Origin of the sequence: Pacificibacter sp. (assembly GCF_039769035.1) — a bacterium.
Lineage (GTDB): Bacteria > Pseudomonadota > Alphaproteobacteria > Rhodobacterales > Rhodobacteraceae > Celeribacter.
In genome coordinates, this window is record NZ_JBDMZG010000076.1 from 1 (window position 1) to 25,850 (window position 25,850).

The following is a 25,850-nucleotide window of genomic DNA, read 5'->3' on the forward strand; positions in this document are numbered from 1 at the left end:
TGATTTTTTGAGTTTTGGATAGTTAGTCGTTGAGGCCGAATTACCGACCTAGGATTTCACAGAGGAGAGAGGAGAGAGGAGAGAGGAGAGAGGAGAGAGGAGAAAAGCTTGACATTATTGCTTAATTTCGCAGCACTATACCCCATAAGGCCGCCAATCTGCCCAAAATAGCGCCAACAAGGAGCTATGAAGACATCGGGTGCGTCTACAAAAGGTCTAACGCTTTTCATGTCACAGCAAACTGAGCAGTCTTTATCCATCGGACATAAGGGGACGACAATGACAGAACAGAACACACAATTGGTGTATAAGCTCACTGATGTACCACCACCGCCGAAAGCTGCGTTGGCAGCGTTTCAACACGTACTGGCATCAATTGTAGGGATCGCGACACCCTCGTTGATTATCGGCGGCGTTTTGGGACTTGGGGAAAACATTCCCTATCTCATTGCGATGGCATTCTTCGTGTCAGGCGTGGCCACCTTTATTCAATGTAAGCGGATCGGGCCTGTTGGGTCGGGATTGCTCAGTGTGCAGGGCACGTCCTTTGCCTTTCTTGGCGCTATTCTCGCAGCAGGCTTCGCCGTTAAGGGACAAGGCGGCACGTCAGAAGATATCTTGGCGATGATCTTTGGTTTGTGTCTTGCGGGGTCTGTGATCGAGATCATCCTGTCGCGGTTCTTGGATAAGCTTAAGCGCATTATCACGCCGACAGTCACAGGAGTGGTAATTACCATCATTGGCCTCAGTTTGATCAAAGCGGGCTTTACCGATTTTGCCGGTGGCGCGACTGCGGGTGATGATCTTGGTAAGCCTTTGTACTTGTTGTTGGGGCTTTTGGTTGTTGCTGTGATCCTTGTCACAACGTTCTTGGGTAATCCGATGCTGCGCATTGCTGCCATCATGATCGGTTTGATTGTCGGCACAATTGTAGCTAGTTTCTTTGGCTTGGTGAATTTCGGCGCGCTGAGCAATGCACAACTGTTTGCTCTGCCAATTCCGTTTAAATATGGCATCAGCTTTGATTTCGGTTTGTTCTTGCCAATCGCGTTTTTGTATTTGGTGACTGCGATTGAAACCTCGGGCGATTTGACCGCGAACTCCGTTATTGCAGGTGAACCTGTTGAGGGTGATGTCTATATGGAGCGCATCAAAGGTGGCGTCTTGGGTGACGGTGTGAACTCCGCAATTGCGGCTGTGTTCAATACTTTTCCAAACACAACGTTTTCGCAAAACAACGGCGTTATCCAAATGACAGGCGTGGCCAGTCGTCACGTCGGCATGTGGATTGGCGGCTTTTTGGTTTTGATGGGTCTGTTTCCTATCGTTGGCGCCTTCTTCTTGATCATTCCAAAGCCTGTATTGGGTGGGGCAACGGTTGTTTTGTTTGCGTCTATCGCGGTTGCAGGCATTCGCATTCTGGCGTCTCAAGAAATGACTTTGCGCCGTGTCTACATCATGGCGGTGTCCTTCGGCCTCGCGCTGGGCGTCACGCTTGTGCCTGATGCAACACAGCATTTGCCGACCTTCATGAAGCAGGTGTTCGCCGCCCCGATCACCTTGGCCGGTCTAAGCGCAATAATCCTGTCTTTGGTGATCCCAGAAGACAAGGCTTAGATCCAGTTTGATCGATGCCTTTAAGGCCCAAAAACGAAAGCCCGCCAAACAGATTGGCGGGCTTTTGCATTTTGAAGTCACGACACTGGCCGTACAGAGTGTCGGTGTCGGTCAGACATCTGCACGTTGCGCCCCTCTGGTCCACGCCTGCATTTAGCGCTAAGTCCTGATCCATGACACAACGAATCTCATTTTCCCTCGATGCCACAGATGGCAAGGCCCGCACGGGCGTGATCTCAACCCCACGCGGCGACATTCGCACGCCTGCCTTTATGCCTGTGGGCACGGCTGGCACGGTGAAAGCGATGATGCCCGAAAGCGTGCGCGCGACAGGGGCGGATATTTTACTGGGGAACACCTATCACTTGATGCTGCGTCCCACGGCGGAACGTATTGATCGCTTGGGTGGGCTGCACAAGTTCATGAACTGGGATCGGCCAATTTTGACCGACAGTGGCGGGTTTCAAGTAATGAGCCTCGCGGGCCTGCGCAAGCTCAATGAAGAGGGCGTGACCTTTGCCTCTCACGTGGATGGCTCTAAGCATGTCATCACGCCGGAACGCTCGATGGAGATTCAAAAACTGCTCGGCTCTGACATCGTGATGTGTTTCGATGAATGCCCTGCGCTGCCAGCAAGTGACGAAGATGTGGCTAAATCCATGCGCATGTCGATGCGGTGGGCGCAGCGCTCAAAAGACGCATTTGGCGACCGTCCCGGACATGCTTTGTTCGGCATCATGCAAGGCGGCGTGACGCCCGATCTGCGTGAAGAAAGCGCCAAAGCGCTCGTTGATATCGGATTTGACGGCTACGCTGTTGGCGGATTGGCCGTGGGCGAGGGGCAAGAGGCGATGTTTGGCGTGCTGGACTACGCGCCTGATTTTCTGCCCCAAGACAAACCACGCTACTTGATGGGCGTGGGTAAGCCTGATGATATCGTGGGTGCCGTGAAACGTGGCATCGATATGATGGATTGCGTTTTACCATCTCGCTCAGGTCGCAACGGTCAAGTGTTCACCCGTCGCGGAGCGCTGAACCTGAAAAACGCCCGCCATGCCGACGATCCGCGCCCATTGGACGAGGCCTGTGGTTGCCCAGCGTGTACGCAATATTCGCGCGCCTATCTGCATCACGTGTATCGCTCGCACGAAATGATCTCGGGCATGCTGCTGACGTGGCACAATTTGCACTACTTCCAAGACATCATGCAGGGCATGCGCGACGCGATCGCAGCAGGCACTTTTGACGATTGGGAAGCTGATTTCCATGCCCAACGGGCCTTGGGCGACATCGAGCCGCTTTAGCCGAACGTAAAGTCGTCGTGAATTTAGTCAGACGCGCTAAATATGCGCCTGATCTGAACTTCTTGCGTAGATCTTGACAAAATCACGCGAATTTTTGCCATTTCTACGGTTGCGAGTTGTGCCGAAGGCGGGCAAACTCCTAAGTAATCCAGCTGTGCTTGGTTGAACTTATGGGCCGCTATGCCCAAATGTGATGGACCAAGTCAGGAAAGGGCCAAGGATTGCCGCAAAGCGGGATTGGGCTCTTTTGCAAAATAAGGACACAAAATGCACGAGCAACTTCAATCGTACCCCGTACTTCCACTGCGCGATATTGTGGTTTTCCCACATATGGTCGTGCCTTTGTTTGTCGGGCGTGAAAAATCTGTAAATGCGCTTGAGGAAGTGATGTCTCACGACAAACAAATCCTTTTGAGCGCTCAGATTGATCCGTCGATCGACGAACCCGAAGCTGATGGTATCTACCGGACCGGCGTTTTGGCGAATGTACTGCAATTGCTCAAGCTCCCAGATGGCACCGTCAAAGTGCTTGTCGAGGGCGAAAAGCGTGTCAAAATCAATGATTTTGTTGAAAACGAAAGCTATTTTGAGGCCACGATTTCCCCGTTGGAGGAAGCCGAAGGCACCCCTGAAGCCGTGATCGCGCTTGTGCGCTCTGTCACCGAAGAGTTTTCAAATTACGCGAAGATCAAGAAAAACATCCCCGAAGAAGCTTTGACAGCTGTCGATGACACCAAAGATCCAAGCAAATTGGCGGATCTTGTCGCGGGGCATTTGGGTGTTGAAGTTGCCCAAAAACAAAGCTTGCTTGAAACGCTGACAGTTGAAGAACGTCTTGAGGCGATTTACGGACTTATGCAGGGCGAAATGTCCGTGCTTCAGGTCGAGAAAAAGATCAAAACACGCGTCAAATCCCAGATGGAGCGGACGCAGCGCGAGTACTATTTGAATGAGCAAATGAAGGCCATTCAAAAGGAACTTGGCGACGGTGAAGAGGGCGCGAACGAGATCAACGAACTCGAAGAGAAAATCGCCAAAACCAAATTCTCCAAAGAAGCCGCTGAAAAAGTCGCTGCTGAGTTGAAAAAGCTCAAATCTATGAGCCCAATGTCCGCTGAGGCCACAGTTGTACGCAACTATCTGGACTGGATGCTGTCTATTCCATGGGGCGTCAAATCCCGCGTGAAAAAGGATCTGAAACGGGCTGAAGAGGTGCTCGATAAGGATCACTACGGTCTCGATAAAGTTAAAGAACGCATTGTTGAATACCTCGCGGTGCAGCAACGCAGTCAAAAGCTCAAAGGGCCAATTATGTGCCTTGTGGGTCCTCCTGGTGTGGGTAAAACCTCGCTTGGTAAATCGGTTGCCAAGGCGACTGGCCGTGAATTTATTCGCATTTCACTTGGTGGCGTGCGCGACGAATCTGAAATCCGCGGTCACCGCCGGACTTACATCGGCTCTATGCCCGGTAAGATCATTCAGGCGCTGAAAAAAGCCAAGACAACCAACCCGCTTATTTTGCTCGATGAGATCGACAAAATGGGTCAGGATATGCGTGGCGATCCGGCATCTGCGATGCTCGAAGTGCTTGATCCAGAACAGAACTCTACATTTGTAGATCACTACATGGAGGTTGAGTACGACTTGTCAAACGTGATGTTCTTGACAACGTCTAACAGCTACAACATGCCTGGTCCGCTTTTGGATCGGATGGAAATCATTCCATTGTCTGGCTACACCGAAGACGAAAAAGCAGAGATCGCAAAACAGCACTTGATCCCGAAACAGATCAAAAATCATGGTTTGAAAGCGTCTGAGTTTTCTATCTCCGATGACGCGATCACGGATGTCATCCGCTACTACACGCGCGAAGCTGGCGTGCGAAACCTTGAACGTGAAATGGCAAAAGTTGCGCGTAAGTCTTTGACGCAAATTGTGAAAAAGAAAACGACATCTGTTGAGGTTACACCGAAGAATCTTGAAGAGTTCTTGGGCGTCAAAAAGATGCGTTACGGTTTGGCCGAAAAGGAAGACCAAATTGGCGTCGTGACGGGGTTGGCTTACACATCTGTTGGCGGTGATTTGTTGCAAATCGAAGCTCTGCGTTTGCCTGGCAAAGGCCGGATGAAAACAACTGGTAAGCTGGGCGATGTGATGAAGGAATCCATCGATGCCGCATCAAGCTATGTACGGTCGATTGCGCCAGAAATCGGCATCAAACCACCTGTGTTCGATACGCTCGATATTCACGTGCACGTGCCTGATGGTGCGACTCCGAAAGATGGTCCATCTGCCGGTTTGGCGATGGTGACAACGATCGTGTCTGTGTTGACCAAAATTCCGGTGCGCAAAGATATTGCTATGACGGGTGAGGTGTCATTGCGTGGCAATGCAACTGCGATTGGCGGCTTGAAAGAAAAGCTTTTGGCGGCTTTGCGCGGTGGCATTACCACTGTGTTGATCCCTGAGGAAAACGTCAAAGATCTTGCGGACATTCCTGACAATGTCAAAGAAGGTCTCGAGATTATTCCTGTGACGCATGTTTCCGAAGTGCTCAAACACGCTTTGGTACGCGCACCAGAAGCGATCGATTGGGACCAAGAAGCTGACGACGCGGCGCGTTTGGCAAAAGCGACGGCGCCAGCTGCAATACCTGCAGCCATCGCACACTGATCAAATCAGCAAAACGGTTTGTCGCTCACAATGTGTGACAGCCTGAAATGACAAAAGGCCCTTCCGAAATGGAGGGCCTTTTTTGCGTAGCAAGCTGTGGGTTGCGGTTTCAACTTGCGTTGCTGGTGGCGCAGATATGTGGGTGCCGCCTGCACGGTGCGCCTTATAATACGGTTTTGACTTAATCCCAATTGCTTCACACAAGTGTAGTGATGTAGGGTTCGCGGAAATTCTCATTCAAAAAGGTCTGCAACATGGCGGCTAAAAGCTCACAAAAATCCAGCACCACTGATGTAGAACCCAAAGCACTGGAGGTCGTTTCAGAAGAAACGTCTGGTGCAAATGAAGTCTCTTCGGATGGAGACGTTAGCGTCGTCAATGTTATAAAGAAAAAAGAGTTCATCGATCGAATTGTCGAACGGTCTGGGGTCAAAAAAAGTCAGGCCAAATCAGTTGTCGAGGCGACGCTCAAAGAATTGGGCGATCTGCTGCAAGACGGTGCAGAACTTAACGTGCCGCCCCTCGGAAAAATGACGGTAAATCGTTACAAGGAAGTAGAAAACGCGTTTGTGATGATCACGAAATTACGCCGCGCAAAAGGTATGATTGCGGGCAGTGCTTCAAGTGCGAGCGCTGATAAGACGACGTCATCTGAATCGGATTAATCGATTGTAGAAGAAAGCTAAAAAAGTTCTCGATGCCCCTTGCATCGGGTTCAAGCTAAGGCTACATACCGCGCCACGGCGGGTCGTTAGCTCAGTTGGTAGAGCGCTTCGTTTACACCGAAGATGTCGGGAGTTCGAGCCTCTCACGACCCACCACCGAAATTCGAAGGGCATACCGAAAGGTGTGCCCTTTTTCGTTGCGCCACTTCTTGCCACAAGCTACTTAATTTGCATGATAAAACACCCCATCTTTCTTTTGCGTCACGGTCAAACTGAGTGGAACCTTGAAGGTCGCTTGCAGGGCCGTCTGGATAGTCCTTTGACTGAAAAAGGACAGGCGCAAGCGTTGGCTCAAAGGGCTATATTAGAGCCCATTTTGACCGCATTCCCTCAGATTTCAATTCATGCCAGTCCACTTGCGCGCGCATGGGACACGGCTGTTTGCGCAGCGAATGGTCACACGGTTGAAGCTGTGCACGGGTTGGTCGAAGTTTCCGCTGGCAGTTGGGAGGGCCGCTTGCGTGCCGATGTTGTCGCCGAACGTGGTGGATCAGCGCAAGAAAAAGACATGTTCGATCTGTTTTTATCTGCACCAGATGGCGAAGGGGCAGAGGCGCTTGATCTAAGATGCCGTCGCTATCTCGCGGGACTTACCGGACCGACTGTAATTGTCTCACATGGGGTGGTGTCTGCATTCTTGCGCGGATTGATCCGTGGGCTGTCGATGTCAGAGATCGCGCAACTGCCGCATCATCAGGGTGTTGTTTTCGCGCTGTCAAATGGTGTTGAGACCCTGTTGCAAAACAGCGCGGATGCAGAGGCTTACCTCAAAGACACCCACGCTGAATAAGCATTTAAACGCAAACTTGCGCTTTAGTCTTTTGACACGGCATCCAAGATGCGTGCCCAAGAGCGCATGCCTTTGTGGAAACACTCGACGTCGTATTTTTCGTTTGGTGAATGAATTTGGTCATCATCACGCCCAAACCCCGCCAACATTGCGTCGACCCCAACGATTGTTTTGAAATGCCCCGCGATTGGGATGGACCCGCCGCAGCCAACGAACGCGGCATCTTTGGGCCATTCGTCTGAAAGTGCCGCGCGGGCTTTTTCAAATGCAGGGTGATCGGTCGACATGACTGACGCTTGTGATGCGCCATGTGGGTGAAATTCTACAGTGCAATCGTCAGGCAGGTTCGCGCGCACATGGTCGTGCAGGGCAGCCCGAATTTTATGAGGGTCTTGGTCGCCGACCAAGCGCGCGGACAGTTTTACCGAGGCTTGTGACGGCAAAACGGTCTTGAACCCAGCACCTGTGTAGCCGCCATTGATGCCGTTGAATTCAAGGGTTGGCTCTGACCAAATCATTTGCAAGCCAGTTTTACCGTCTTCGCCTGCGGGGATATTCAGGCCGACTTCGCCCAAGAACTGCTCTGGTTTAAAGGCCAATGCGTCCCATTGTGCGCGCAACTCATCGGATAATTCTGGCACGCCGTCGTAAAAGCCCGGCAAGGTGACGCGACCTGAGTCGTCGTGCAGGCCAGCCAGAATCTTGGTCAAAACGCGGATCGGATTGCGCGCAATACCGCCGAACATGCCAGAATGCAGGTCTTTGTTTGCCGCAGTGATCACAATTTCTTCACCCATAAGCCCGCGCAACATGGTGACAATTGCGGGTGTGTCGTGACCGAAGAGGCCCGTATCACAGATCAAAGCCACGTCGCCATTGAGCTTGTCTGCGTGCTCTTTCATGAAGGGAACGAGCGATGGGGAGCCGCTTTCTTCCTCGCCTTCGAAGAAGAACGTGATCTCGCAGGGGAGTTCTCCGTGTTCGGCTTTCCACGCACGGCAGGCCTCAACAAATGTCATCAATTGGCCTTTGTCATCGGACGATCCTCGCCCACGGATCACTTGGCCTTTGGCGGTCGATTCAATCTGAGGATCAAATGGATCAGCATCCCAAAGTTCAATGGGATCAACAGGTTGAACGTCGTAGTGGCCATAGAAGACGAGGTGCGGTGCGCTGGAATTTTCAGGTCCGTCGATATGTCCCATGACCATTGGGTGTCCCGGCGTTTCGTAAATCGAAGCATCGATGCCAATCGACGTCAGGTCTTTGACCAACCATTCAGCAGCGGCAGCACAATCATCTTTGTATGCGGGATCTGTCGAAATGGATTTAAGGCGCATGAGGTCCAACAGACGCTCAAGAGCATTGGGCAGATCAGCATCAATATTGGACAGGACAGGATCGAGACGGGTGTTCATTGTAAAAACGCCTTGTGCACTTTGAGTGGGGAGAGGGGAAAGTGGTGCCAATTTACTGTGATGACCTGCGGTGTCCAGTCGCGGGGTGCAGTTTGATATAGATCATTCCCAAATGTTTTTGCTAGAAGCTACACAAAGTCGACAGAACAAGTCGCACAGTTGATTACTTAAATATCTTGCGTTTTTTGAATATGTTTTGCAAGTTGAGTATCAGGCCGCCAAAACGGCCGACGACGAACGCACGAAAGGACGACCCGTGAACTACACTGCACAGCTCGATGAAGCGCTTCAAAGTTTGCACGATGAAGACCGCTACCGGACGTTCATTGATATCGAACGGGAGCGCGGGAATTTCCCGCATGCTGTGTGGAACAAGCCTGATGGGACGCAACAGCCTGTGACGGTTTGGTGTGGCAATGACTACTTGGGCATGGGCCAGCACCCTGTTGTTCTTGAAGCGATGAAAGAAGCGGTAGAAGCCACGGGCGCAGGCTCTGGTGGTACACGCAATATTTCGGGCACAACCGTTTACCACAAACGTCTTGAGGCTGAGTTGGCCGATTGGCACCAAAAAGAAGCGGCCTTGGTGTTTTCTTCTGCCTACATCGCCAATGATGCGACTTTGTCGACGTTGCCGAAGCTTTTCCCGGGCCTAATTATTTACTCGGATTCACTCAACCACGCCTCAATGATTGAAGGTGTGCGCCGCAATGGGGGCGCAAAGCGTATTTTCCGTCACAATGATGTCGCTCACTTGCGCGAATTGCTTGAGGCCGACGATCCAAACGTGCCAAAGCTGATCGCTTTTGAATCTATTTATTCTATGGATGGCGATTTCGGTCCGATCGAAGAGATCTGCGATTTGGCCGATGAATTTAACGCGCTGACCTATATCGACGAAGTGCACGCGGTTGGGATGTACGGCGAACGCGGGGCAGGGATTGCAGAGCGCGATGGTCTGATGCACCGCCTTGATATTATCAACGGCACGCTTGGTAAAGCGGTCGGTGTGTTTGGTGGGTACATTGCCGCCTCTGCGAAGATGTGTGACGCCATTCGGTCGTACGCGCCGGGCTTCATCTTTACCACGTCCTTGCCACCTGCTGTTGTTGCGGGCGCTGCCGCATCCATTGCGCATCTGAAAATTGATCAAGGGTTGCGTGAGCAGCATCAAACGCAAGCCAAAATCCTTAAGCTGCGTCTTAAGGGCATGGGCTTGCCGATCGTTGATCATGGCAGTCACATTGTGCCGCTGATTGTGGGTGATCCTAAGCATACGAAGCTGATGTCTGACATGATGCTTGATGGCTACGGAATTTACGTTCAGCCGATCAATTACCCGACAGTTCCACGCGGCACAGAGCGGCTTCGCTTTACCCCATCGCCAGTTCACGGCCCGCGCGAAATGGATGTATTGGTGCGCGCTTTGGACGAACTTTGGTCGCATTGTGCGCTGAATCGTGCCGAAATGGCAGGGTAACCCACTTTCCCTCTGTGCGTGCTTGTTGGGCATATGATAACTAAATAGTGATCTGGTGAACGAATCGCTGGATCAAATTGGGGCAAATCGAAGTATGCGCATGTTGGGACGGTGGAATAAACCACCAGTCGAAGAGGTACAGCAGCCACGCGGTTTTGACGATTTCGAGCTTAAGCTTGGGGACGTCATGCGCGGGGAACGCGCGACTCTTGGAAAATCCCTTCTCGACGTCCAGCGCGAACTGAAAATCAAAGCAACTTATATTGCTGCGATTGAAAACTCCGACCCTTCTGTATTCGAAACTCAAGGCTTTATTGCTGGCTATGTGCGGTCCTATGCGCGCTACCTCAATCTTGATCCTGAGTGGGCTTACGAGCGCTTTAGTTCCGAAAGTGGTTTCGCCGTTGCGCATGGCATGTCGCCAGAAGCCTCAACTTCGCGCAAATCATCCGCTGCGGCTGCGGCAACACGCAAGTCTGACAATCCTTTTTCCGACCCGAATGCAACCTTCGTGCCGCGCGGCGAAAGCTTTCTGTCACGGATTGAGCCGGGGGCCATTGGTTCCACAGCTGTTTTGCTCGCCCTCGTAGGGGTGATTGGCTATGGCGGTTGGTCCGTATTGCAAGAAATTCAAAAGGTGCAACTGGCTCCCGTCGATCAAGCGCCCGGTGTTGCGTCTGAGACGACAACCTTGCCCGAAAATCCCATCGTTGTTGCTGGTTTGAACGAAAGCGTTGATGTGAACTATGGCGCGTCTGAAGCGTTGGATCGTTTGTATCGACCACAGGCGTTGAACACGCCGGTTCTCGTTCCGCGTGATGGACCAATTGCGACCCTTGACCCGCGTCGTAGTGGCGCATTGGCACAAGAAAGCGCCGAAGAACGCCTTTCCGCCATGTCGAACCAATTGGCTGACGCAGCTGCGTTTATCGTTGACGAACCTGCAGTGCAAGTTGTGGAAGAGGCAGCACCCGAAGTTGCTTTGATTGCTGTGCGTCCATCGTGGGTGCGCGTGAGTTCTGCTGATGGCTCTGTGCTTTTGGAAAAAATCATGGATTCCGGCGAGCGCTATGTTCTACCTGCCACCGAACAGCCGCCGCTCTTGCGTGCGGGCAATGCGGGCGGTGTTTACTTTGCCGTTAACGGACAGGCATTCGGCCCCGCAGGAAAGTCGGGCGTGGTTGTGAAAAAGATCGCTTTGTCTGAAATTGATATCTCAACAACCTTTGAGCAAGTTGATTTGGCCGCAAATGATTTTGTTGCTGAGATGTTTAAAGTCGCTCAAAACACGGCTGCCGAGTAAATCCACCCCTTCACTGATGGTTCTCTTGTGATGCGCGGTGCGACTGTGCGCGGCTTTGCGCTGAATGTGCGCATTGTGGCATTGCCCCGCTTGGAACTCCATCTTATCTATAGCGCACAGCCGCTCTTTGATCCGAAAGGTGTTCCATGTCTTTGAACCACATCCGCCCATGGCGAAATATCTATCGTCGTGAAAGCCGCCAAATTATGGTAGGCAATGTGCCCGTTGGGGGCGGCGCGCCGATTTCTGTTCAAACCATGACCAATACCGACAGCTCAGATGTGCGCGCAACCTTGGATCAGGTGATCCGTGCGGCCGATGCTGGTGCAGATATCGTACGTGTGTCCGCGCCTGATGAGGGGGCTACAAAAGCGCTCAAAGAGATTTGCCGCGAAAGTCCGGTGCCGATCGTTGCCGACATTCATTTCCACTACAAGCGCGCGATCGAAGCCGCCGAAGCAGGGGCTGCATGTCTGCGCATCAATCCTGGCAATATCGGCGATGAAAAGCGGGTTCAGGAAGTGATCAAGGCGGCCAAGGATCATGGCTGCTCTATCCGCATCGGTGTGAATGCTGGTTCTTTGGAAAAACATCTGTTGGATAAATATGGCGAGCCGTGCCCCGACGCGATGGTCGAAAGTGGTATGGATCACATCAAGATTCTGCAAGACAACGATTTCCACGAGTTCAAGATCTCAGTGAAAGCGTCTGACGTGTTTATGGCGTCGGCTGCGTATCAACAGTTGTCTGAAGCTACAGATGCACCGATCCATTTGGGCATCACCGAAGCCGGCGGCTTGACCTCTGGAACGATCAAATCTGCGATTGGCATGGGGCAGTTGCTGTGGGCTGGCATCGGCGACACCATTCGTGTGTCATTGTCTGCTGATCCTGTCGAAGAAGTTAAAGTAGGCTATGAGATCCTCAAATCGTTGGGCTTGCGCCACCGCGGTGTGAACATCATTTCTTGCCCAAGCTGTGCGCGCCAAGGCTTTGACGTGATCAAAACCGTCGAGACGTTGGAAAAGCGTTTGGAGCACATCAAAACCCCAATGAGCCTGTCGATTATTGGTTGCGTTGTGAACGGGCCGGGTGAGGCTTTGATGACCGACGTGGGTTGGACCGGTGGCGGAGCGGGCTCTGGCATGGTGTACTTGGCCGGGAAGCAATCTCACAAACAATCCAACGATGACATGGTCGAACATATTGTCGAGCAGGTCGAAAAGAAGGCTTCCGAGATTGCGGCTAAGATGGCAGCTGAAGACGCAGCTGCGGAATAATCAAATCACAATGAAAAAGCCCCGCTGATTGAGCGGGGCTTTTGCGTTTCATCACTATTGCAAGGTTTAGCCCTCGGCGCGCAGCTCCGTGACCAATTGGATCATGCGGTCATAAGGCACGTATCCGCGCAGCATTTCTGTTTCAAACACAAAGCTCGGCGTGCCGCTGATTTGCATCGCCTGACCAAGCGCGCGGTTGGTCACGATAATCTTAGTGACCTCTTCGGAATTCATCGTCTCCATCACCGCATCCACGTCAACGTCTGTGCCGCGGAGCAGGCGTTTCAGGCTGCCTTCGGTCACGTTGTTGCCCGCGTTCATCAGTGCTTCGTGGACGTCTGCGTAAGCCGCATCGCCTGCCACGATGTGTGTCGCAATCGCAAAGCGTGAGGCGAGGACAGACGCGTCCCCGAGGATTGGGAATTCTTTGACGATCAATTTGATGTTGCCATCATTTTCGAGCAATGCATTCACCTCAGGATGGGCTTTTTTGCAGTAGCCACAGCGGTAATCCAAAAACTCAACGATGGTGATGTCGCCGTTAGGGTTGCCCAAAACCAAATCCGTTGAGGTCTCGAAAAGCGCCGCTGCATTGTTTGCGACCATCTGGCGATCTGACACTTCGGCCTGTTGGGCTTGGCGTTGTTCCAATACGGAAATCGCCTCCATCAGCACTTCAGGGTTGTCCAAAAGGTAGGCGCGCACTTCGGCGCGAAACGCGTCGCGTTCTTTCGCCGACAGATCTTGTAGGTCGCTTGACCAACCTGTGCCGGCGGCTGAAAAAGCCATGAGCGCACTGGCGCAAAGCGTCATAAGGGGGCGGGTGAAGCGCATGAAATCTCTCCGAATTCTAGTTACTGCAAAGACTAGCACACACAGCACGAGCGTCTAGCAAACAGTTTTGTGAACAGAGTGATGCATTCTGTATGATTGTGGCATTGTATTTTGCGTGGTGCGCTGGCATCCGTAGGTGCAAACCTGTTTCGAGAGTGATCGCAAATGAAAATTTCACGCCGCAGTGCTGTTGACCCGTTTATCGTCATGGATGTGATGGAGGCCGCGCGCGCCGCTGAAGAACAGGGGCGCCACATCATTCATATGGAGGTCGGGCAGCCAGCCACAGGTGCGCCGGGCAAAGCGCGCGCGCGATTGGCGCAAGAAATGGAGCAGGGGCCCATGGGCTATACGGTGGCTTTGGGGTTGCCGGAATTGCGTCGTGGCATCGCTGATCTTTACAAAAAATGGTACGGGATTGACCTTGACCCTGCACGCGTTGTTGTGACCTCAGGGTCTTCGGGTGCTTTCATCTTGGCTTTCACAGCGCTTTTTGATGCGGGGGCGAAGGTCGGACTTGGTGAACCTGGATATCCGTCTTATCGGCAAATTTTGAGCGCGCTTGATCTAGACCCCGTTGGCATTCAATCAAAACTTGAAAACCGGTTGCAGCCCGTTCCAGAGGACTTACCAAGTGACTTGGATGGGTTGATTGTTGCCTCACCGGGAAATCCTTCTGGTACCATGTTGGACAGTGATGCCATGGCGGCATTGATCGAAACTTGCGCTGCTAAAGATATTTCGTTCATATCTGATGAGATTTATCACGGCATTCAATACGAGGGACGCGCGGTTTCAGCTTTGGAAGTGTCGGATGATGTTTATGTCATCAATTCGTTTTCCAAGTATTTTTCCATGACCGGCTGGCGTGTTGGTTGGATGGTGGTGCCGCAAGATCATGTGCGTGTTGTCGAACGTCTGGCACAAAACCTGTTTATCTGCCCGCCGCACGCGGCACAGATTGCGGCATTGGGTGCGCTTGAGGCGACAGAGGAATGCGAAGCGCATACAAAGGTTTACGCCGAAAATCGCAGATTGATGCTTGCGGACTTGCCGAAAGCGGGATTTGACAAAATCGCCCCTCCGGATGGCGCGTTCTATATTTACGCGGATGTGTCGGATTTGACCGATGACAGTCGCGCGTTTTGCGCGGAGATTTTAGAGCAGGCAGGCGTTGCCGTCACACCTGGCTTGGATTTCGACAAGCAACGCGGGGCGCAGACCTTGCGGTTTTCTTATGCGCGCTCAACTGAGGACATCATTGAGGGGCTGCGTCGGTTGACGGCGTTTATGCAAGCCCGTCGGGGTGCGGCTTCGTCCTCCTAGGTTGGCTATAAATACTATTTTTCCTTTCTGGAAATTTTCGTTTTGCCACGCTAGGCTACATCGCAAGGGTCAAAGATATGGCCCAGATGAGGTAAATATGCAGTTTTTAAAACCCTGTGTTCTGGCGGCGGCCTTTGGCGTGTGGACTGTGTTCACACCCGTTTCTGTTGTGGCCCAACAGGACCTTGTTGCATTGGCGCAGGTGCGCGCAGACGGCTCGCAAGTTGTTGGACATGCCAACACTGCGTCCCTGACATTGGCGCTCAGTCAGCCTGTGCCATATCGCATTTTTACCTTAACGGATCCGCGGCGCATGGTCGTTGATTTTGCTGAAGTGGATTGGACGGGGTTTAACCCTGTAGCCTTTGATCAAGCCAATCAAATCGCGGCTGTGCGGGTGGGAAACTTTCGCCCTGGATGGTCACGGATGGTTCTCGACTTGGATGCACCACTGGTGGTGAGTACCGCGCAGATGCAACGCACGCCTGACGGAGCTGTGCTACAGGTGAACCTTGTTTCAATTCAAGATGAGGTCTTCTCGCAAAGAACAGGCGTGCCGGTGACGGCGCAATTTGCGCTGGCTGGAGATGCCGCCGAGTTGGGGGATGTCGCACGAGCCCCACTTGGGTCGCGTCCTTTGCGGGTTGTCTTGGATCCGGGGCATGGTGGCATTGATCCTGGTGCAGAACGTGATGGGCAGCGCGAGGCTGATTTGATGTTGGTTTTTGCGCAAGAGTTGCGTGATGTCTTGCTCCGCGCTGGGGATTTTGAGGTCATTCTGACGCGAGACGGTGATAATTTCGTCCCACTTGAGACCCGCACTTCAATCGCGCGGTCGGTGGCGGCAGACGTATTTTTATCGTTGCATGCTGATGCGGTTTTGGAAGGAAAAGCGGTAGGGGCAACGGTGTATACCTTGGCCGAACGTGCCACTGACGAGGCGTCTTTGAGGCTTGCTGAACGTCATGATCGCGCTGATATTTTGGCGGGCATTGATTTAACCGACCATGACGATGTGATTGCCTCAGTTTTGTTGGATATGGCGCGCACCGAAACGGAACCTCGTACAGAAAGATTGGCTAACGCGCTGGTGGATGGGCTGCAAAAGTCGATCGAAATGTACAAACACCCGCGGATGGAGGCAGGCTTCTCGGTTCTTAAATCAGCCGATGTGCCGTCGGTTTTGCTTGAACTTGGCTTTCTGTCCTCGCCGCAAGATCGCGCTAATTTGGTGGATGCGGACTGGCGCAACACCGCGGCACAGGCCATTCGGGATGCTTTGACGGCCTGGGCAAACGAAGAACGGGCCCTTGCCTTGAAAGTCAAACCCTAGCTGGGTGACGTTCCGTTCCTTTGATTTTTTAAAGACTGATCTGTAGATTTGGTCAATCTTGCGCACAATTATGCTCACATTTGCGCGCGATGGTTTTGACCCGCGCGACGCTGGCGTATATGGAGAAACTGCAGATTTAGGCGCGAGCGGTGACTCGTGTTGTCGCTTGCTGGAAAGGCTCTTACTTTGGCTCGGTTTATCTTATCCTTTTTAGGGTCTATTTTTTCGTGGCTCACCACGGCGGCTCTTTTGGGCGCGGCTGTGATTGGTGGCGTGTTTTGGATGTATAGCCAAGACCTGCCGGATCACGAAGCGCTGGCAAACTATACGCCGCCGACTATCAGCCGCATCTATTCGGGCGAGGGGCGGATCATCGATGAATTCGCGCGTGAACGCCGTTTGTACACGCCTGCTGAAGAAATTCCCGATCTGGTAAAATACGCCTTTATCTCTGTTGAGGATAAAAACTTTTATTCTCACAAGGGCTATGATCCGCTCGGGATCGTGAAAGCGGCCATCCAATGTGCGCAGGGCGCACGCTGTCGCGGTGCGTCCACGATCACGCAGCAGGTCATGAAGAACTTTTTGCTGTCCTCTGATCGGTCTGCAGAACGCAAAATTAAAGAAATTATCTTGGCGGCTCGTATTGAGAAGACGCTTTCAAAAGACGACATTCTGGCCCTGTACTTGAACGAAATCGACCTTGGGGCGCGGTCTTTTGGTGTGACTGCTGCGGCTCAGACTTACTTCAACAAGTCGCTGAGTGAGTTGACGATTGAAGAAGCGGCCTTTTTGGCCATTCATCCAAAAGCGCCATATTCCTATCACCCAGTGAAGAATTACGATGCCGCCATGGATCGCCGCAACAACGTTGCCCTGCGTGAAATGTTTGAAAACGGTCACATCACGCAAGAGCAGTATGACACCGCTAAAGCACAACCGATCAAATCCGTTCAGAACGGCGACTATGAAAGCTACCGCAAGGCGCTGCCTCCGCGTGGATATTTCACCGACGAAATTCGTCGCCAATTGTCCAAGAACTTTGGCGAAGAAGAGTTCTTTGAGGGCGGTTTGTCCATTCGGGCGACAATCGATCCTGAGCTGCAAACACAAGCGTCTTATGCCTTGCAACAGCGGCTTGAAACGATTGACCGCGGTTGGGGAACGTGGACTGGTACAGGCAAATCGATTGATGCTGCAACGCTAGATGACGGCACGTGGGAAGCGGCTTTGGGCGATGTATCGGTTGCGCGCGACATCAAACTTGATGGTCAATGGTTTGTTGGTGCTGTGAACAGCGTGGGCGATAAATCTATGTCGCTGATGGTTGAAACCGTTGGTGAGGTGTCAGTGCCGCGCAAAGACATCGAATGGATGAAGGGATCGTTCAAAGACAATTTCGAGCGTGGTGACGTTGTTCACGTCCGGCAGATCACATCTGGTGAGAACGGGACTGGCGATTTGATCCGTTGGTCTTTGCGTCAGGTTCCGGGCGTGCAGGGTGGCTTTATGGCGATGGACGTCAACACCGGTCGTGTTTTGGCGATGCAGGGCGGGTTTTCATATCAGAACTCCGAGCTAAACCGTGCAACACAAGCAACGCGTCAGCCGGGGTCTTCGTTCAAACCCTTCGTCTACGCCGCCGCATTGGATTCGGGCTTTTCACCTGCGACCATCATCGTCGATGCGCCAATTGAAATTAATACGCCGCAAGGCGTTTGGCGTCCAAAGAATGCATCAAGGCGTTTTTACGGCCCAACACCGCTGCGAACAGGTATCGAACAATCACGCAACTTGATGACAATCCGTTTGGCGCAAGAGGTCGGGATGGATGTTGTCGCCAAATACGCCGAACGTTTTGGCGTCTATGATAAAATGGGCCAGTATTTGGCGTCCTCCTTGGGGGCTGAAGAAACCACATTGTTCAAAATGGTTGCGTCATATGCAATGTTTGCGAACGGTGGTGAACGTGTAGAACCGACGCTTGTTGACCGCGTTCAAGATCGCTGGGGCCGTACAATTTATCGTCATGACCAGCGGGTTTGTGATGAATGTGAGGTGCCAGCCATCAGTGCGGGCTTGGCGCCAACGATTGTGTCGAACCGTGAACGCGTGATGAATGCGATCACTGCGTATCAATTGACCTCAATGATGCAGGGCGTTGTCACGCGCGGCACTGCCAGCGGACGGATCAATCTGTCTGTTCCTGTTGCAGGTAAAACTGGTACGACGAATGAAGGCAAAGATGCTTGGTTCGTTGGGTTTACCTCTAATATCGTTGCTGGCTGCTACATTGGTTTTGATCGACCTAAAGCGATGCCTGGTGCCACTGGCGGTGGGTTCTGTGGGCCTGTGTTCGATGAATTTATGCAAAAAGCGGTCGAAAAATACGGCTCCGGTAAATTCCGTGTGCCGCCCGGTGGCCACTTTATCAAAATCGACCGCATTACAGGCGCGCGTTTGCCCGACGATGCGACTGGCGAAACCGTGGTTGCAGAATACTTCCGTGACGGTGAAGAACCTGTGTTTGGCATCACCTTTGATGGTGGTTTCGCGATGGGGTCTGACTTGCCATTGTTCACGGTTGACAGTCCAAGCGACGAAGGTGATCGCAACGTTCAAACTGATACCGGTGCTGTCGTGAAGATTCCGAAGAAGGCGACGATCAATTCGCTGTCATCGGGTGGTTTGTACTAACTTATCCGCGCCCTTCGGGGCGCAGTTTTCAAAACGAACGCGGCTTAGCTGGCGATGAGGGGCTTGAATTCCCTTGTGTCTACGGTGCCGCGCTCGTACATGTATTCCCCAATTCAAATGCGGCTCCTTAGGCCATTTCATACAAGGTAGATGCACGTGCGCGCCGAGATCCAAAACTCCGTTACCAAGATCGAAAAATCAATCGACCTGTTGAAACAGCGTCTTGATTGGGACACGGCGCCGCATCGTTTGGAAGAGTTCGACGCGATGATCGAGGATCCAACTCTGTGGGACGATCCTGAAAAGGCGCAAAAGCTGATGCGCGAACGCCAAACCCTGATGGACGCTGTCGCCACAGCCAAAAGCATCGCGCAAGAGATGCAAGACAATATCGATATGATCGAGCTTGGCGAAATGGAAGACGACCAAGAGGTGATCACCGAGGCCGAAGAAGCGCTTCAAGCGTTGGAAGTCAAAGCCGCGGAGAAAGAACTTGAAGCCTTGCTGGATGGCGAAGCGGACAGCAATGACACGTTCTTGGAAATCAACTCTGGCGCAGGCGGCACTGAGTCTTGCGATTGGGCGTCTATGCTTGCGCGGATGTATGTGCGGTGGGCCGAGAAAAAAGGCTACAAGGTCGAGCTGCAATCTGAGAGCGCGGGCGAGGAAGCTGGCATCAAGTCTGCCGCTTACAAAATCTCTGGCCACAATGCTTATGGTTGGTTGAAATCCGAAAGCGGCGTGCACCGTCTTGTGCGTATTTCGCCATTCGATAGCGCCGCAAAACGCCACACGTCTTTTACCTCGGTGAAAGTCTATCCCGTTGTGGATGACAACATCGAGATCGAAGTGAACCCTGCGGACATTCGCATCGACACCTACCGGTCTTCTGGGGCAGGTGGGCAGCACGTGAACACCACGGATTCCGCCGTGCGGATCACTCACGCGCCGACAGGCATCGTGGTGACGTCATCCGAGAAATCGCAGCACCAAAACCGTGACATCGCCATGAAAGCGTTGAAATCGCGCTTGTACCAGATCGAGTTGGACAAGCGCTCTGCCATGGTCAACGAAGTGCATGAAAACGCTGGTGATGCAGGCTGGGGCAACCAAATCCGGTCTTACGTTTTGCAGCCATACCAAATGGTCAAAGACCTGCGCACAAACTTTGAGACGTCAGATACCAAAGGCGTTTTGGACGGCGACTTGGACGGTCTTATGGCTGCAACATTGGCACAAAACGTGTCAGGCAAATCCCGCGCGGACGCGCAGGGCGAATAAAAGGACCGGCGCCGAAACATCGCCTGTCTTGGGATCCGCTGTTTAAGACTCACTGCAGATTTTGCGCCGATGAATGCCAAGCATGGGGCTTGTCTAACCTGACGCTGCCTTGACTTCTTTTGGCACAAGAAAGCGCTGCTGGCGCTTCAATACGCTTTTGTGCTGATCGCTTTTGGTGTCGTACGTGCGTTTAAATACCGTTTTCACAAAGCGGCTATGCATAATCCAATATAATATTCAGCTTTCACAATACTTATGTGACAAACTCACGGACGTGATATGAATCATGTCGTAGACAGGGATCAAATACGGCGCGCTACGACGTGTCTTGGAAAAGGAAACGCACAATGATTACGGAATTTACGCCTTGGGCCTCATTGATCGGCGGTTTGCTGATCGGCGGGTCTGCGGTTTTGCTCATGGCCTTTCAGGGCCGCGTTTTTGGCGCGACTGGGATTTTGGCTGGCTTTTTCACCCCCGGTGGCTCAGGCGATTTGGCGTGGCGTGCTGCTATTTTGGCTGGCATGGTCACAGGTCCTTTGGCCTATATGCTGTTCACAGGTGCGATGCCTGCGATTGACGTGCCAGTGTCACGTTTGGCGTTGATTGTTGGCGGGTTCATTGTTGGTATCGGTGTGACATATGGTTCTGGCTGTACCTCTGGTCACGGTGTGTGTGGCATGGCACGGCTGAGCCCACGTTCGATCACTGCGACGATCACGTTTATGATTTCTACAGGCATCACGGTTTACATCGTGCGCCACGTTCTTGGAGGGATCTAAGATGAAACATGTTTTGACATACTTTATCGGCCTGATGTTTGGCCTTGGCATTTCTCTGGGTGGCATGGCCAACCCTGCGAAAGTTGTGAACTTCTTTGATGTTGCTGGCACTTGGGATCCATCCTTGGCCTTTGTTATGGGCGGCGCATTGGTGACGGCCTTTATCGGATATCGATTTGTGTTTGGGCGTTGGGATACACCTGTGTTTGAACCAACGTTTAACGTGCCAACGAGCCGCAGAATTGATGCGCGTCTTGTTGGGGGTGCTGCCGTGTTCGGCATTGGTTGGGGTATTGCTGGGTTCTGTCCTGGTGGCGCAATTCCGGCACTTGGTACAGGTGACATTGACGTGTTTATCTTTTTCGCAGCCTTGGTTGCGGGTATCATTGCCGCCAAATACTTGATGAAACGAGCCGCACTGCGCGCATCGCGCCCTGCTGCATAAGACTGACAAGAGGACGAACTCATGACACATTCATACCCCGTCGATATGTCGCAAACTCCGGACGTCAAAGCGTTTTTTGACGAGGCGACTTGGACCATTACCTATGTGGTCAAGGATCCTGCGTCGAACAGCTGTGCTATCGTGGACAGTGTCATGGACATCGACTATGCCGCTGGACGGATTTCTTACGAAAGCGCTGATGAAGTCATCGCTTACATAGAATCTGAAGGTTTGACCCTTGAGTGGCTGCTGGAAACCCATGTCCACGCAGATCATCTGTCCGGCGCGCCCTACATTCAACGCAAGCTTGGTGGCAAAATCGCGATTGGTGAAAACATCACGATTGTGCAGGATGTGTTCGGCAAAGTGTTCAACGAGGGCACCGAATTCCAACGCGACGGCTCGCAATTTGATCGTCTGCTCAAAGACGGTGACACTTTGAAAATCGGCGAACTGGAATGTTTTGCGATGCATACGCCCGGTCACACGCCAGCCTGTATGACCTTTACAGTGGGCAACGCGACCTTCACAGGTGACACGTTGTTTATGCCTGACGGCGGCTCTGCGCGCGCTGATTTTCCGGGTGGGGATGCGGCTACGCTGTTTGACAGCATTCAAAAGGTGCTGGCTTTGCCCGAAGATATGCGTCTGTTCATGTGTCACGATTACGGCCCGAACGGTCGCGATATTGAGTGGGAAACCACCGTGGGCGCGGAAAAAGAGCACAATATTCACGTAGGCGCAGGCAAAACAAAAGAGGAATTCGTCAAGTTTCGCGAAGAACGGGATGCTCAATTGGACATGCCAAGGCTAATTATTCCGTCTTTGCAGGTGAATATGCGTGCTGGGGAATTGCCCCCGGCCGATAAGGATGGCAAAACTTTCCTTAAGGTGCCCGTGAACGGTCTGTAAGTCTTAAGATTGCTCCTGTGCCCCGTTTTGTTCCAACTCGGGGGCAGGACGGTCTTGAATGTACAACTCGGAAAGTAAACCTCATGGATTTCAATAAAATCAACGATCAACTCACCGTCAGTGGACAAATCTTTCCCGAAGACGTGAGCACCTTGGTCGAACGTGGTTTCAAAACCTTGATTTGCAATCGCCCAGACGAAGAAGTCCAAGAGGCGCTTCAATCTGCTGCCATTGGTGAAGTTGCCAAAGCGGCGGGGCTGAACTTTCGGTACATGCCTGTTTATCCGGGTCAGTTCACCGATGAATTGAGTGCTGAAATGACCGCAGTGATGACCGAGCTCGACGGACCTGTCTATGCATACTGCCGCTCAGGTACGCGGTCTTGCACCCTTTGGGCGCTGTCTCAGGCGGGTGTAATGGACGCCGAAGACATTATCAGCCAAGCCGCCAATGGTGGTTACGATCTACGCGGTATGGCCGCTTATCTCGCAGGCAAATAGCCTTCGCGCGGGTCTCGCGCAGCTGTTTCGAATGCGTCCATAAGCGGGCTGCCAAGGCTCAAGTTGCCTAAGTGGCAAAAACTTATGCGACCACTTCGGGGCGGGATGTTCCGTCACGGACGCTGTGCGAGGAGATGCGAAATGGACCTGAAGAAAATCACTAATGGGATGTCCGCCCGCGGACAGTGTCATCCCAGAGGTGTGACGACCTTGGCGCGTAAAGGATTTCGCGCCATTGTCTGCAATCGCCCTGAAGGGGACGCTGCAGACCAACCCAGTCACGCAGAAATTGCCAGCGCAGCCGCCGATGCGGGACTGGGGCTTCTCTATCTGCCTGTGACCCTTGGCATTGTTAAAGACGAGACAGCACAGCAGTGTCAGGCGGCGCAGCGTGAGCTGCAGTTGCTGCGTCTTTGAATGCGCGCGAAATCAGAAAAAGTAACGGCCCAGTAAGGCCCAGAACGCAAACTTGGGATATATGCCCAAGCCATGCGCCATTTGTTTAAGGAACGTCCTCGTGTCTTTTAACCTTCAAGCTCTTCGCAGATTTTTTCCCATCTTGGATTGGGGATCTCGCTACAATCGCGATACATTGACCAACGACGGTATTGCGGCCTTGATCGTGACGATCATGCTTATTCCGCAATCTTTGGCTTATGCATTGCTTGCTGGATTGCCGGCGGAAATGGGGCTTTATGCCTCCATTTTGCCGCTTGTGGCCTATGCTATTTTCGGCACCTCGCGTGCTTTGGCCGTTGGACCGGTGGCCGTTGTGTCGCTGATGACTGCGGCGGCTGTTGGAAATATGGCGCTGCAAGGCACGGCTGAATATGCAATGGCCGCGATTACTTTGGCGTTTTTGTCCGGCCTTATTCTGTTGGCTATGGGATTGTTTCGACTTGGTTTCTTGGCGAATTTTCTCAGCCACCCAGTTATTGCAGGCTTCATCACAGCATCTGGTATTTTGATCGCGGTCTCACAACTCAAGCACATTTTGGGTGTCTCTGCGTCTGGTCATACATTGATCGAAACCGTTCAATCGATTGTCAGTCATTTGGGACAAATCAACTACATCACCTTGGTGATTGGTGTGTCTGCGACCGCATTCTTGTTCTGGGTGCGCAAGGGACTTAAGCCGTTTTTGATTGGAAGGGGTCTGACCCCTCGTATGGCCGATATTGCCACCAAAGCGGGTCCCGTTGCGGCCGTTGTCGTCACCACGCTTGTGTCTTTGATCTTTGGTCTCGCAGATCACGGTGTGAAAATCGTAGGCGATGTGCCGCGCGGCCTACCGCCTTTGACGCTTCCCGTTTTTTCCGGTGAGGTTTGGTCCCAGTTGTTTGGCGCTGCCGTTTTGATTTCGATCATCGGGTTTGTTGAATCTGTTTCCGTTGCGCAAACTTTGGCAGCGAAGCGGCGTCAACGCATCGTCCCTGACCAAGAACTGATCGGGCTTGGGGCGTCCAATATCGCGGCGGCCGTATCAGGCGGGTACCCCGTGACAGGTGGATTTGCGCGCTCTGTTGTGAACTTTGACGCAGGTGCAGAAACACCTGCTGCTGGGGCATTTACGGCGATTGGCATTGGCTTGGCCGCGCTGTTTTTGACGCCCTTGCTATACTTTTTGCCGATCGCAACTTTGGCGGCGACGATTATCGTCGCTGTGATGTCTCTGGTGGACTTTTCGATCCTGCGCGGCACTTGGTCGTACAGCAAAGCGGACTTTGTGGCTGTTTTGGCGACGATATTGCTGACGCTCGGGTTTGGTGTTGAAACGGGTGTGTCAGCAGGCGTTATCCTGTCCATCGGGTTGCACCTGTATAAAACATCGCGTCCGCATATTGCTGAAGTTGGGCTGGTGCCTGGCACCGAACATTTCCGCAATATCAAACGCCACGAGGTGCTGACTGCGCCACATGTTGTGACCATCCGCGTGGATGAAAGTCTGTACTTTGCCAATGCACGCTATTTGGAAGACTACATCTATGACCGTGTCGCCGATTGCGATGAGATCGAGCACATCGTTTTGATGTGCCCTGCGGTGAACGAAATTGATCACTCTGCGCTGGAAAGCCTTGAGGCCATCAACTTGCGCCTGAAAGATCAGGGCATTTCGTTGCATTTGTCAGAAGTCAAAGGTCCGGTGATGGACCGATTGCAGAAATCGCATTTCTTGCAGTCTTTGACAGGGCAGGTTTTCCTGTCTCAGTTCGCGGCGATCAAAGCGCTTGAAGGGCAGGCGGAACCGCAATCAGCCTGATGTTAACCCATTTCATAAAAAGGCCCCGCGGTTGCTTGCGGGGCCTTTTTGCGTTTGGGCCGGAAAGGGGACGTCACCTTAAAGCGACGTCCATCGCGTGTCGTTTTGCGAGCTCTCAATACAGGCAGCAATGAATTTCATTCCCGCAATGCCGTCAGTAATATCGGGCGTATGTGCGCCGTCAGTCACGTCAGCGCCATCTGCGCGTGCGCGAATTAGCCGCGCCGCTTCGGTATAGATCGTCGCAAATGCTTCCAAATAGCCTTCAGGGTGTCCGCCTGGGGTGCGTAAATCGCGAAGGCCCGCGCCAGCGGCTGAGGCGCCACCACGGGTATAGATTTGCTTGGGTTGGCCAAATTGCGTGACCGTCATGTGGTTCGGGGTCTCTTGGTCCCATTCCAATCCGCCCTTGGTGCCATAAATCCGCAGTCGCAACGCGTTTTCATTGCCAACTGAGATTTGTGACGCCCAAAGCATGCCCTTAGCACCCCCTTTAAACCGCAACATCACCTGCGCATTGTCGTCAACGCGACGCCCCGGCACAAAAGCGGTCAAATCCGCCGCCAAGTGCTCCGTTTCCAGCCCCGTCACATAAGAGGCAAGGTTGAAAGCATGCGTGCCAATGTCGCCGATACAGCCGCCGAGGCCTGAGCGCGCCGGATCTGTGCGCCAATCGGCCTGTTTGTTGTCTGCATCCGCCGGTTCGGTCAGCCAATCTTGCACGTACTCCACATTCACCATGCGTAAATCGCCCAAATCGCCATTGGCCACCATCTCGCGGGCCTGCCGGATCAGCGGATAGCCGGTGTAATTGTGGGTTAAGATAAACAGCTTGCCGGTGCGCGCGACGGCCTCTTCAATTTTCAAAGCATCTTCGAGTGTGGCCGCCA

The 25,850-nt window shown here is 52.7% G+C and carries 21 protein-coding genes and 1 tRNA gene; 19 read left to right on the forward strand and 3 right to left on the reverse strand.

What is annotated here, in order from left to right:
- Positions 1 to 279 precede the first annotated feature (279 nt).
- The 6 genes from ABF287_RS07295 to ABF287_RS07320 all read left to right on the forward strand — a co-directional run bounded on the left by ABF287_RS07295 (position 280) and on the right by ABF287_RS07320 (position 7,109).
- Complete coding sequence (locus ABF287_RS07295) at positions 280 to 1,617, forward strand: nucleobase:cation symporter-2 family protein (RefSeq protein ID WP_347184352.1); 1,338 nt, start codon at positions 280 to 282, stop codon at positions 1,615 to 1,617.
- Between the two features lie 173 nt (positions 1,618 to 1,790).
- Positions 1,791 to 2,921 carry a tRNA guanosine(34) transglycosylase Tgt gene (gene tgt, locus ABF287_RS07300; RefSeq protein WP_347184353.1) on the forward strand — a complete coding sequence of 377 codons (1,131 nt, stop codon included), beginning with the start codon at positions 1,791 to 1,793 and terminating at the stop codon, positions 2,919 to 2,921.
- 267 nt (positions 2,922 to 3,188) lie between these two features.
- Positions 3,189 to 5,594, forward strand: coding sequence for an endopeptidase La (gene lon, locus ABF287_RS07305; protein ID WP_347184354.1), 2,406 nt, complete (start codon positions 3,189 to 3,191; stop codon positions 5,592 to 5,594).
- 254 nt (positions 5,595 to 5,848) lie between these two features.
- Complete coding sequence (locus ABF287_RS07310; protein WP_347184355.1) at positions 5,849 to 6,259, forward strand: HU family DNA-binding protein; 411 nt, start codon at positions 5,849 to 5,851, stop codon at positions 6,257 to 6,259.
- An 80-nt stretch (positions 6,260 to 6,339) separates the two neighbouring features.
- Positions 6,340 to 6,415: transfer RNA gene (locus ABF287_RS07315), tRNA-Val, on the forward strand.
- 76 nt (positions 6,416 to 6,491) lie between these two features.
- Positions 6,492 to 7,109, forward strand: coding sequence for a histidine phosphatase family protein (locus ABF287_RS07320; RefSeq protein WP_347184356.1), 618 nt, complete (start codon positions 6,492 to 6,494; stop codon positions 7,107 to 7,109).
- 23 nt (positions 7,110 to 7,132) lie between these two features.
- On the opposite strand, the gene ABF287_RS07325 is transcribed toward ABF287_RS07320, so the two are convergent.
- Positions 7,133 to 8,527, reverse strand: coding sequence for a M20/M25/M40 family metallo-hydrolase (locus ABF287_RS07325; protein WP_347184357.1), 1,395 nt, complete (start codon positions 8,525 to 8,527; stop codon positions 7,133 to 7,135).
- 256 nt (positions 8,528 to 8,783) lie between these two features.
- Here ABF287_RS07325 and hemA point away from each other — a divergent pair, with 256 nt between their 5' ends.
- The 3 genes from hemA (at position 8,784) to ispG (ending at position 12,590) form a co-directional block, all read left to right on the forward strand.
- Positions 8,784 to 10,007, forward strand: a complete 1,224-nt coding sequence (gene hemA / locus ABF287_RS07330; RefSeq protein WP_347184358.1) for a 5-aminolevulinate synthase — start codon at positions 8,784 to 8,786, stop codon at positions 10,005 to 10,007.
- 100 nt (positions 10,008 to 10,107) lie between these two features.
- Positions 10,108 to 11,310, forward strand: a complete 1,203-nt coding sequence (locus ABF287_RS07335; protein ID WP_347184359.1) for a helix-turn-helix domain-containing protein — start codon at positions 10,108 to 10,110, stop codon at positions 11,308 to 11,310.
- 146 nt (positions 11,311 to 11,456) lie between these two features.
- Positions 11,457 to 12,590, forward strand: a complete 1,134-nt coding sequence (gene ispG / locus ABF287_RS07340) for a flavodoxin-dependent (E)-4-hydroxy-3-methylbut-2-enyl-diphosphate synthase (RefSeq protein WP_347184360.1) — start codon at positions 11,457 to 11,459, stop codon at positions 12,588 to 12,590.
- Positions 12,591 to 12,656: 66 nt separating this feature from the next.
- Here ispG and ABF287_RS07345 read toward each other — a convergent pair whose 3' ends face one another.
- Positions 12,657 to 13,424: a DsbA family protein gene (locus ABF287_RS07345; RefSeq protein WP_347184361.1), complete on the reverse strand. Its 768-nt coding sequence runs from the start codon at positions 13,422 to 13,424 to the stop codon at positions 12,657 to 12,659.
- A 165-nt stretch (positions 13,425 to 13,589) separates the two neighbouring features.
- On the opposite strand from ABF287_RS07345, the gene ABF287_RS07350 reads away from it, so the two are divergent.
- The 10 genes from ABF287_RS07350 (at position 13,590) to sulP (ending at position 24,960) form a co-directional block, all read left to right on the forward strand.
- The gene (locus tag ABF287_RS07350) at positions 13,590 to 14,750 is read left to right on the forward strand and encodes an aminotransferase class I/II-fold pyridoxal phosphate-dependent enzyme (RefSeq protein WP_347184362.1); all 1,161 of its coding nucleotides are present in this window, start codon (positions 13,590 to 13,592) and stop codon (positions 14,748 to 14,750) included.
- Positions 14,751 to 14,847: 97 nt separating this feature from the next.
- Positions 14,848 to 16,083, forward strand: coding sequence for an N-acetylmuramoyl-L-alanine amidase (locus tag ABF287_RS07355; protein ID WP_347184363.1), 1,236 nt, complete (start codon positions 14,848 to 14,850; stop codon positions 16,081 to 16,083).
- A gap of 186 nt (positions 16,084 to 16,269) precedes the next feature.
- Positions 16,270 to 18,780 (forward strand): PBP1A family penicillin-binding protein, encoded by a 2,511-nt coding sequence (locus tag ABF287_RS07360; protein WP_347184364.1) that lies wholly within the window; start codon positions 16,270 to 16,272, stop codon positions 18,778 to 18,780.
- Between the two features lie 156 nt (positions 18,781 to 18,936).
- The gene (gene prfB, locus ABF287_RS07365) at positions 18,937 to 20,061 is read left to right on the forward strand and encodes a peptide chain release factor 2 (RefSeq protein ID WP_347184365.1); all 1,125 of its coding nucleotides are present in this window, start codon (positions 18,937 to 18,939) and stop codon (positions 20,059 to 20,061) included.
- Positions 20,062 to 20,408: 347 nt separating this feature from the next.
- Complete coding sequence (locus tag ABF287_RS07370) at positions 20,409 to 20,843, forward strand: YeeE/YedE thiosulfate transporter family protein (RefSeq protein WP_347184366.1); 435 nt, start codon at positions 20,409 to 20,411, stop codon at positions 20,841 to 20,843.
- Between the two features lies 1 nt (position 20,844).
- The gene (locus ABF287_RS07375; RefSeq protein WP_347184367.1) at positions 20,845 to 21,288 is read left to right on the forward strand and encodes a DUF6691 family protein; all 444 of its coding nucleotides are present in this window, start codon (positions 20,845 to 20,847) and stop codon (positions 21,286 to 21,288) included.
- A gap of 21 nt (positions 21,289 to 21,309) precedes the next feature.
- A complete protein-coding gene (locus ABF287_RS07380) occupies positions 21,310 to 22,200 on the forward strand; it encodes an MBL fold metallo-hydrolase (protein WP_347184368.1) in 891 nt (296 codons plus the stop codon).
- 83 nt (positions 22,201 to 22,283) lie between these two features.
- Positions 22,284 to 22,700, forward strand: coding sequence for a TIGR01244 family sulfur transferase (locus ABF287_RS07385; RefSeq protein WP_347184369.1), 417 nt, complete (start codon positions 22,284 to 22,286; stop codon positions 22,698 to 22,700).
- Between the two features lie 141 nt (positions 22,701 to 22,841).
- Positions 22,842 to 23,117 carry a sulfur transferase domain-containing protein gene (locus ABF287_RS07390; RefSeq protein WP_347184370.1) on the forward strand — a complete coding sequence of 92 codons (276 nt, stop codon included), beginning with the start codon at positions 22,842 to 22,844 and terminating at the stop codon, positions 23,115 to 23,117.
- 61 nt (positions 23,118 to 23,178) lie between these two features.
- The gene (sulP, locus tag ABF287_RS07395; RefSeq protein ID WP_347184371.1) at positions 23,179 to 24,960 is read left to right on the forward strand and encodes a sulfate permease; all 1,782 of its coding nucleotides are present in this window, start codon (positions 23,179 to 23,181) and stop codon (positions 24,958 to 24,960) included.
- Between the two features lie 78 nt (positions 24,961 to 25,038).
- Here sulP and ABF287_RS07400 read toward each other — a convergent pair.
- Positions 25,039 to 25,850 (reverse strand): Gfo/Idh/MocA family oxidoreductase (locus tag ABF287_RS07400; protein ID WP_347184372.1); only part of this gene is annotated, 812 nt, incomplete at its 5' end.

Excerpts from the sequence above, each read along its gene's own strand:
- ABF287_RS07355 (WP_347184363.1), top strand. The coding sequence starts at position 14,848 with ATGCAGTTTTTAAAACCCTGTGTTCTGGCGGCGGCCTTTGGCGTGTGG.
- ABF287_RS07335 (WP_347184359.1), top strand. The coding sequence starts at position 10,108 with ATGTTGGGACGGTGGAATAAACCACCAGTCGAAGAGGTACAGCAGCCA.
- sulP (WP_347184371.1), top strand. The coding sequence starts at position 23,179 with ATGCCCAAGCCATGCGCCATTTGTTTAAGGAACGTCCTCGTGTCTTTT.
- ABF287_RS07375 (WP_347184367.1), top strand. The coding sequence starts at position 20,845 with ATGAAACATGTTTTGACATACTTTATCGGCCTGATGTTTGGCCTTGGC.
- lon (WP_347184354.1), top strand. The coding sequence starts at position 3,189 with ATGCACGAGCAACTTCAATCGTACCCCGTACTTCCACTGCGCGATATT.
- ABF287_RS07295 (WP_347184352.1), top strand. The coding sequence starts at position 280 with ATGACAGAACAGAACACACAATTGGTGTATAAGCTCACTGATGTACCA.
- ABF287_RS07385 (WP_347184369.1), top strand. The coding sequence starts at position 22,284 with ATGGATTTCAATAAAATCAACGATCAACTCACCGTCAGTGGACAAATC.
- tgt (WP_347184353.1), top strand. The coding sequence starts at position 1,791 with ATGACACAACGAATCTCATTTTCCCTCGATGCCACAGATGGCAAGGCC.
- ABF287_RS07345 (WP_347184361.1), bottom strand. The coding sequence starts at position 13,424 with ATGCGCTTCACCCGCCCCCTTATGACGCTTTGCGCCAGTGCGCTCATG.
- ABF287_RS07390 (WP_347184370.1), top strand. The coding sequence starts at position 22,842 with ATGGACCTGAAGAAAATCACTAATGGGATGTCCGCCCGCGGACAGTGT.
- ABF287_RS07325 (WP_347184357.1), bottom strand. The coding sequence starts at position 8,527 with ATGAACACCCGTCTCGATCCTGTCCTGTCCAATATTGATGCTGATCTG.
- ABF287_RS07380 (WP_347184368.1), top strand. The coding sequence starts at position 21,310 with ATGACACATTCATACCCCGTCGATATGTCGCAAACTCCGGACGTCAAA.
- ABF287_RS07350 (WP_347184362.1), top strand. The coding sequence starts at position 13,590 with ATGAAAATTTCACGCCGCAGTGCTGTTGACCCGTTTATCGTCATGGAT.
- ABF287_RS07310 (WP_347184355.1), top strand. The coding sequence starts at position 5,849 with ATGGCGGCTAAAAGCTCACAAAAATCCAGCACCACTGATGTAGAACCC.
- ispG (WP_347184360.1), top strand. The coding sequence starts at position 11,457 with ATGTCTTTGAACCACATCCGCCCATGGCGAAATATCTATCGTCGTGAA.
- ABF287_RS07370 (WP_347184366.1), top strand. The coding sequence starts at position 20,409 with ATGATTACGGAATTTACGCCTTGGGCCTCATTGATCGGCGGTTTGCTG.
- ABF287_RS07320 (WP_347184356.1), top strand. The coding sequence starts at position 6,492 with ATGATAAAACACCCCATCTTTCTTTTGCGTCACGGTCAAACTGAGTGG.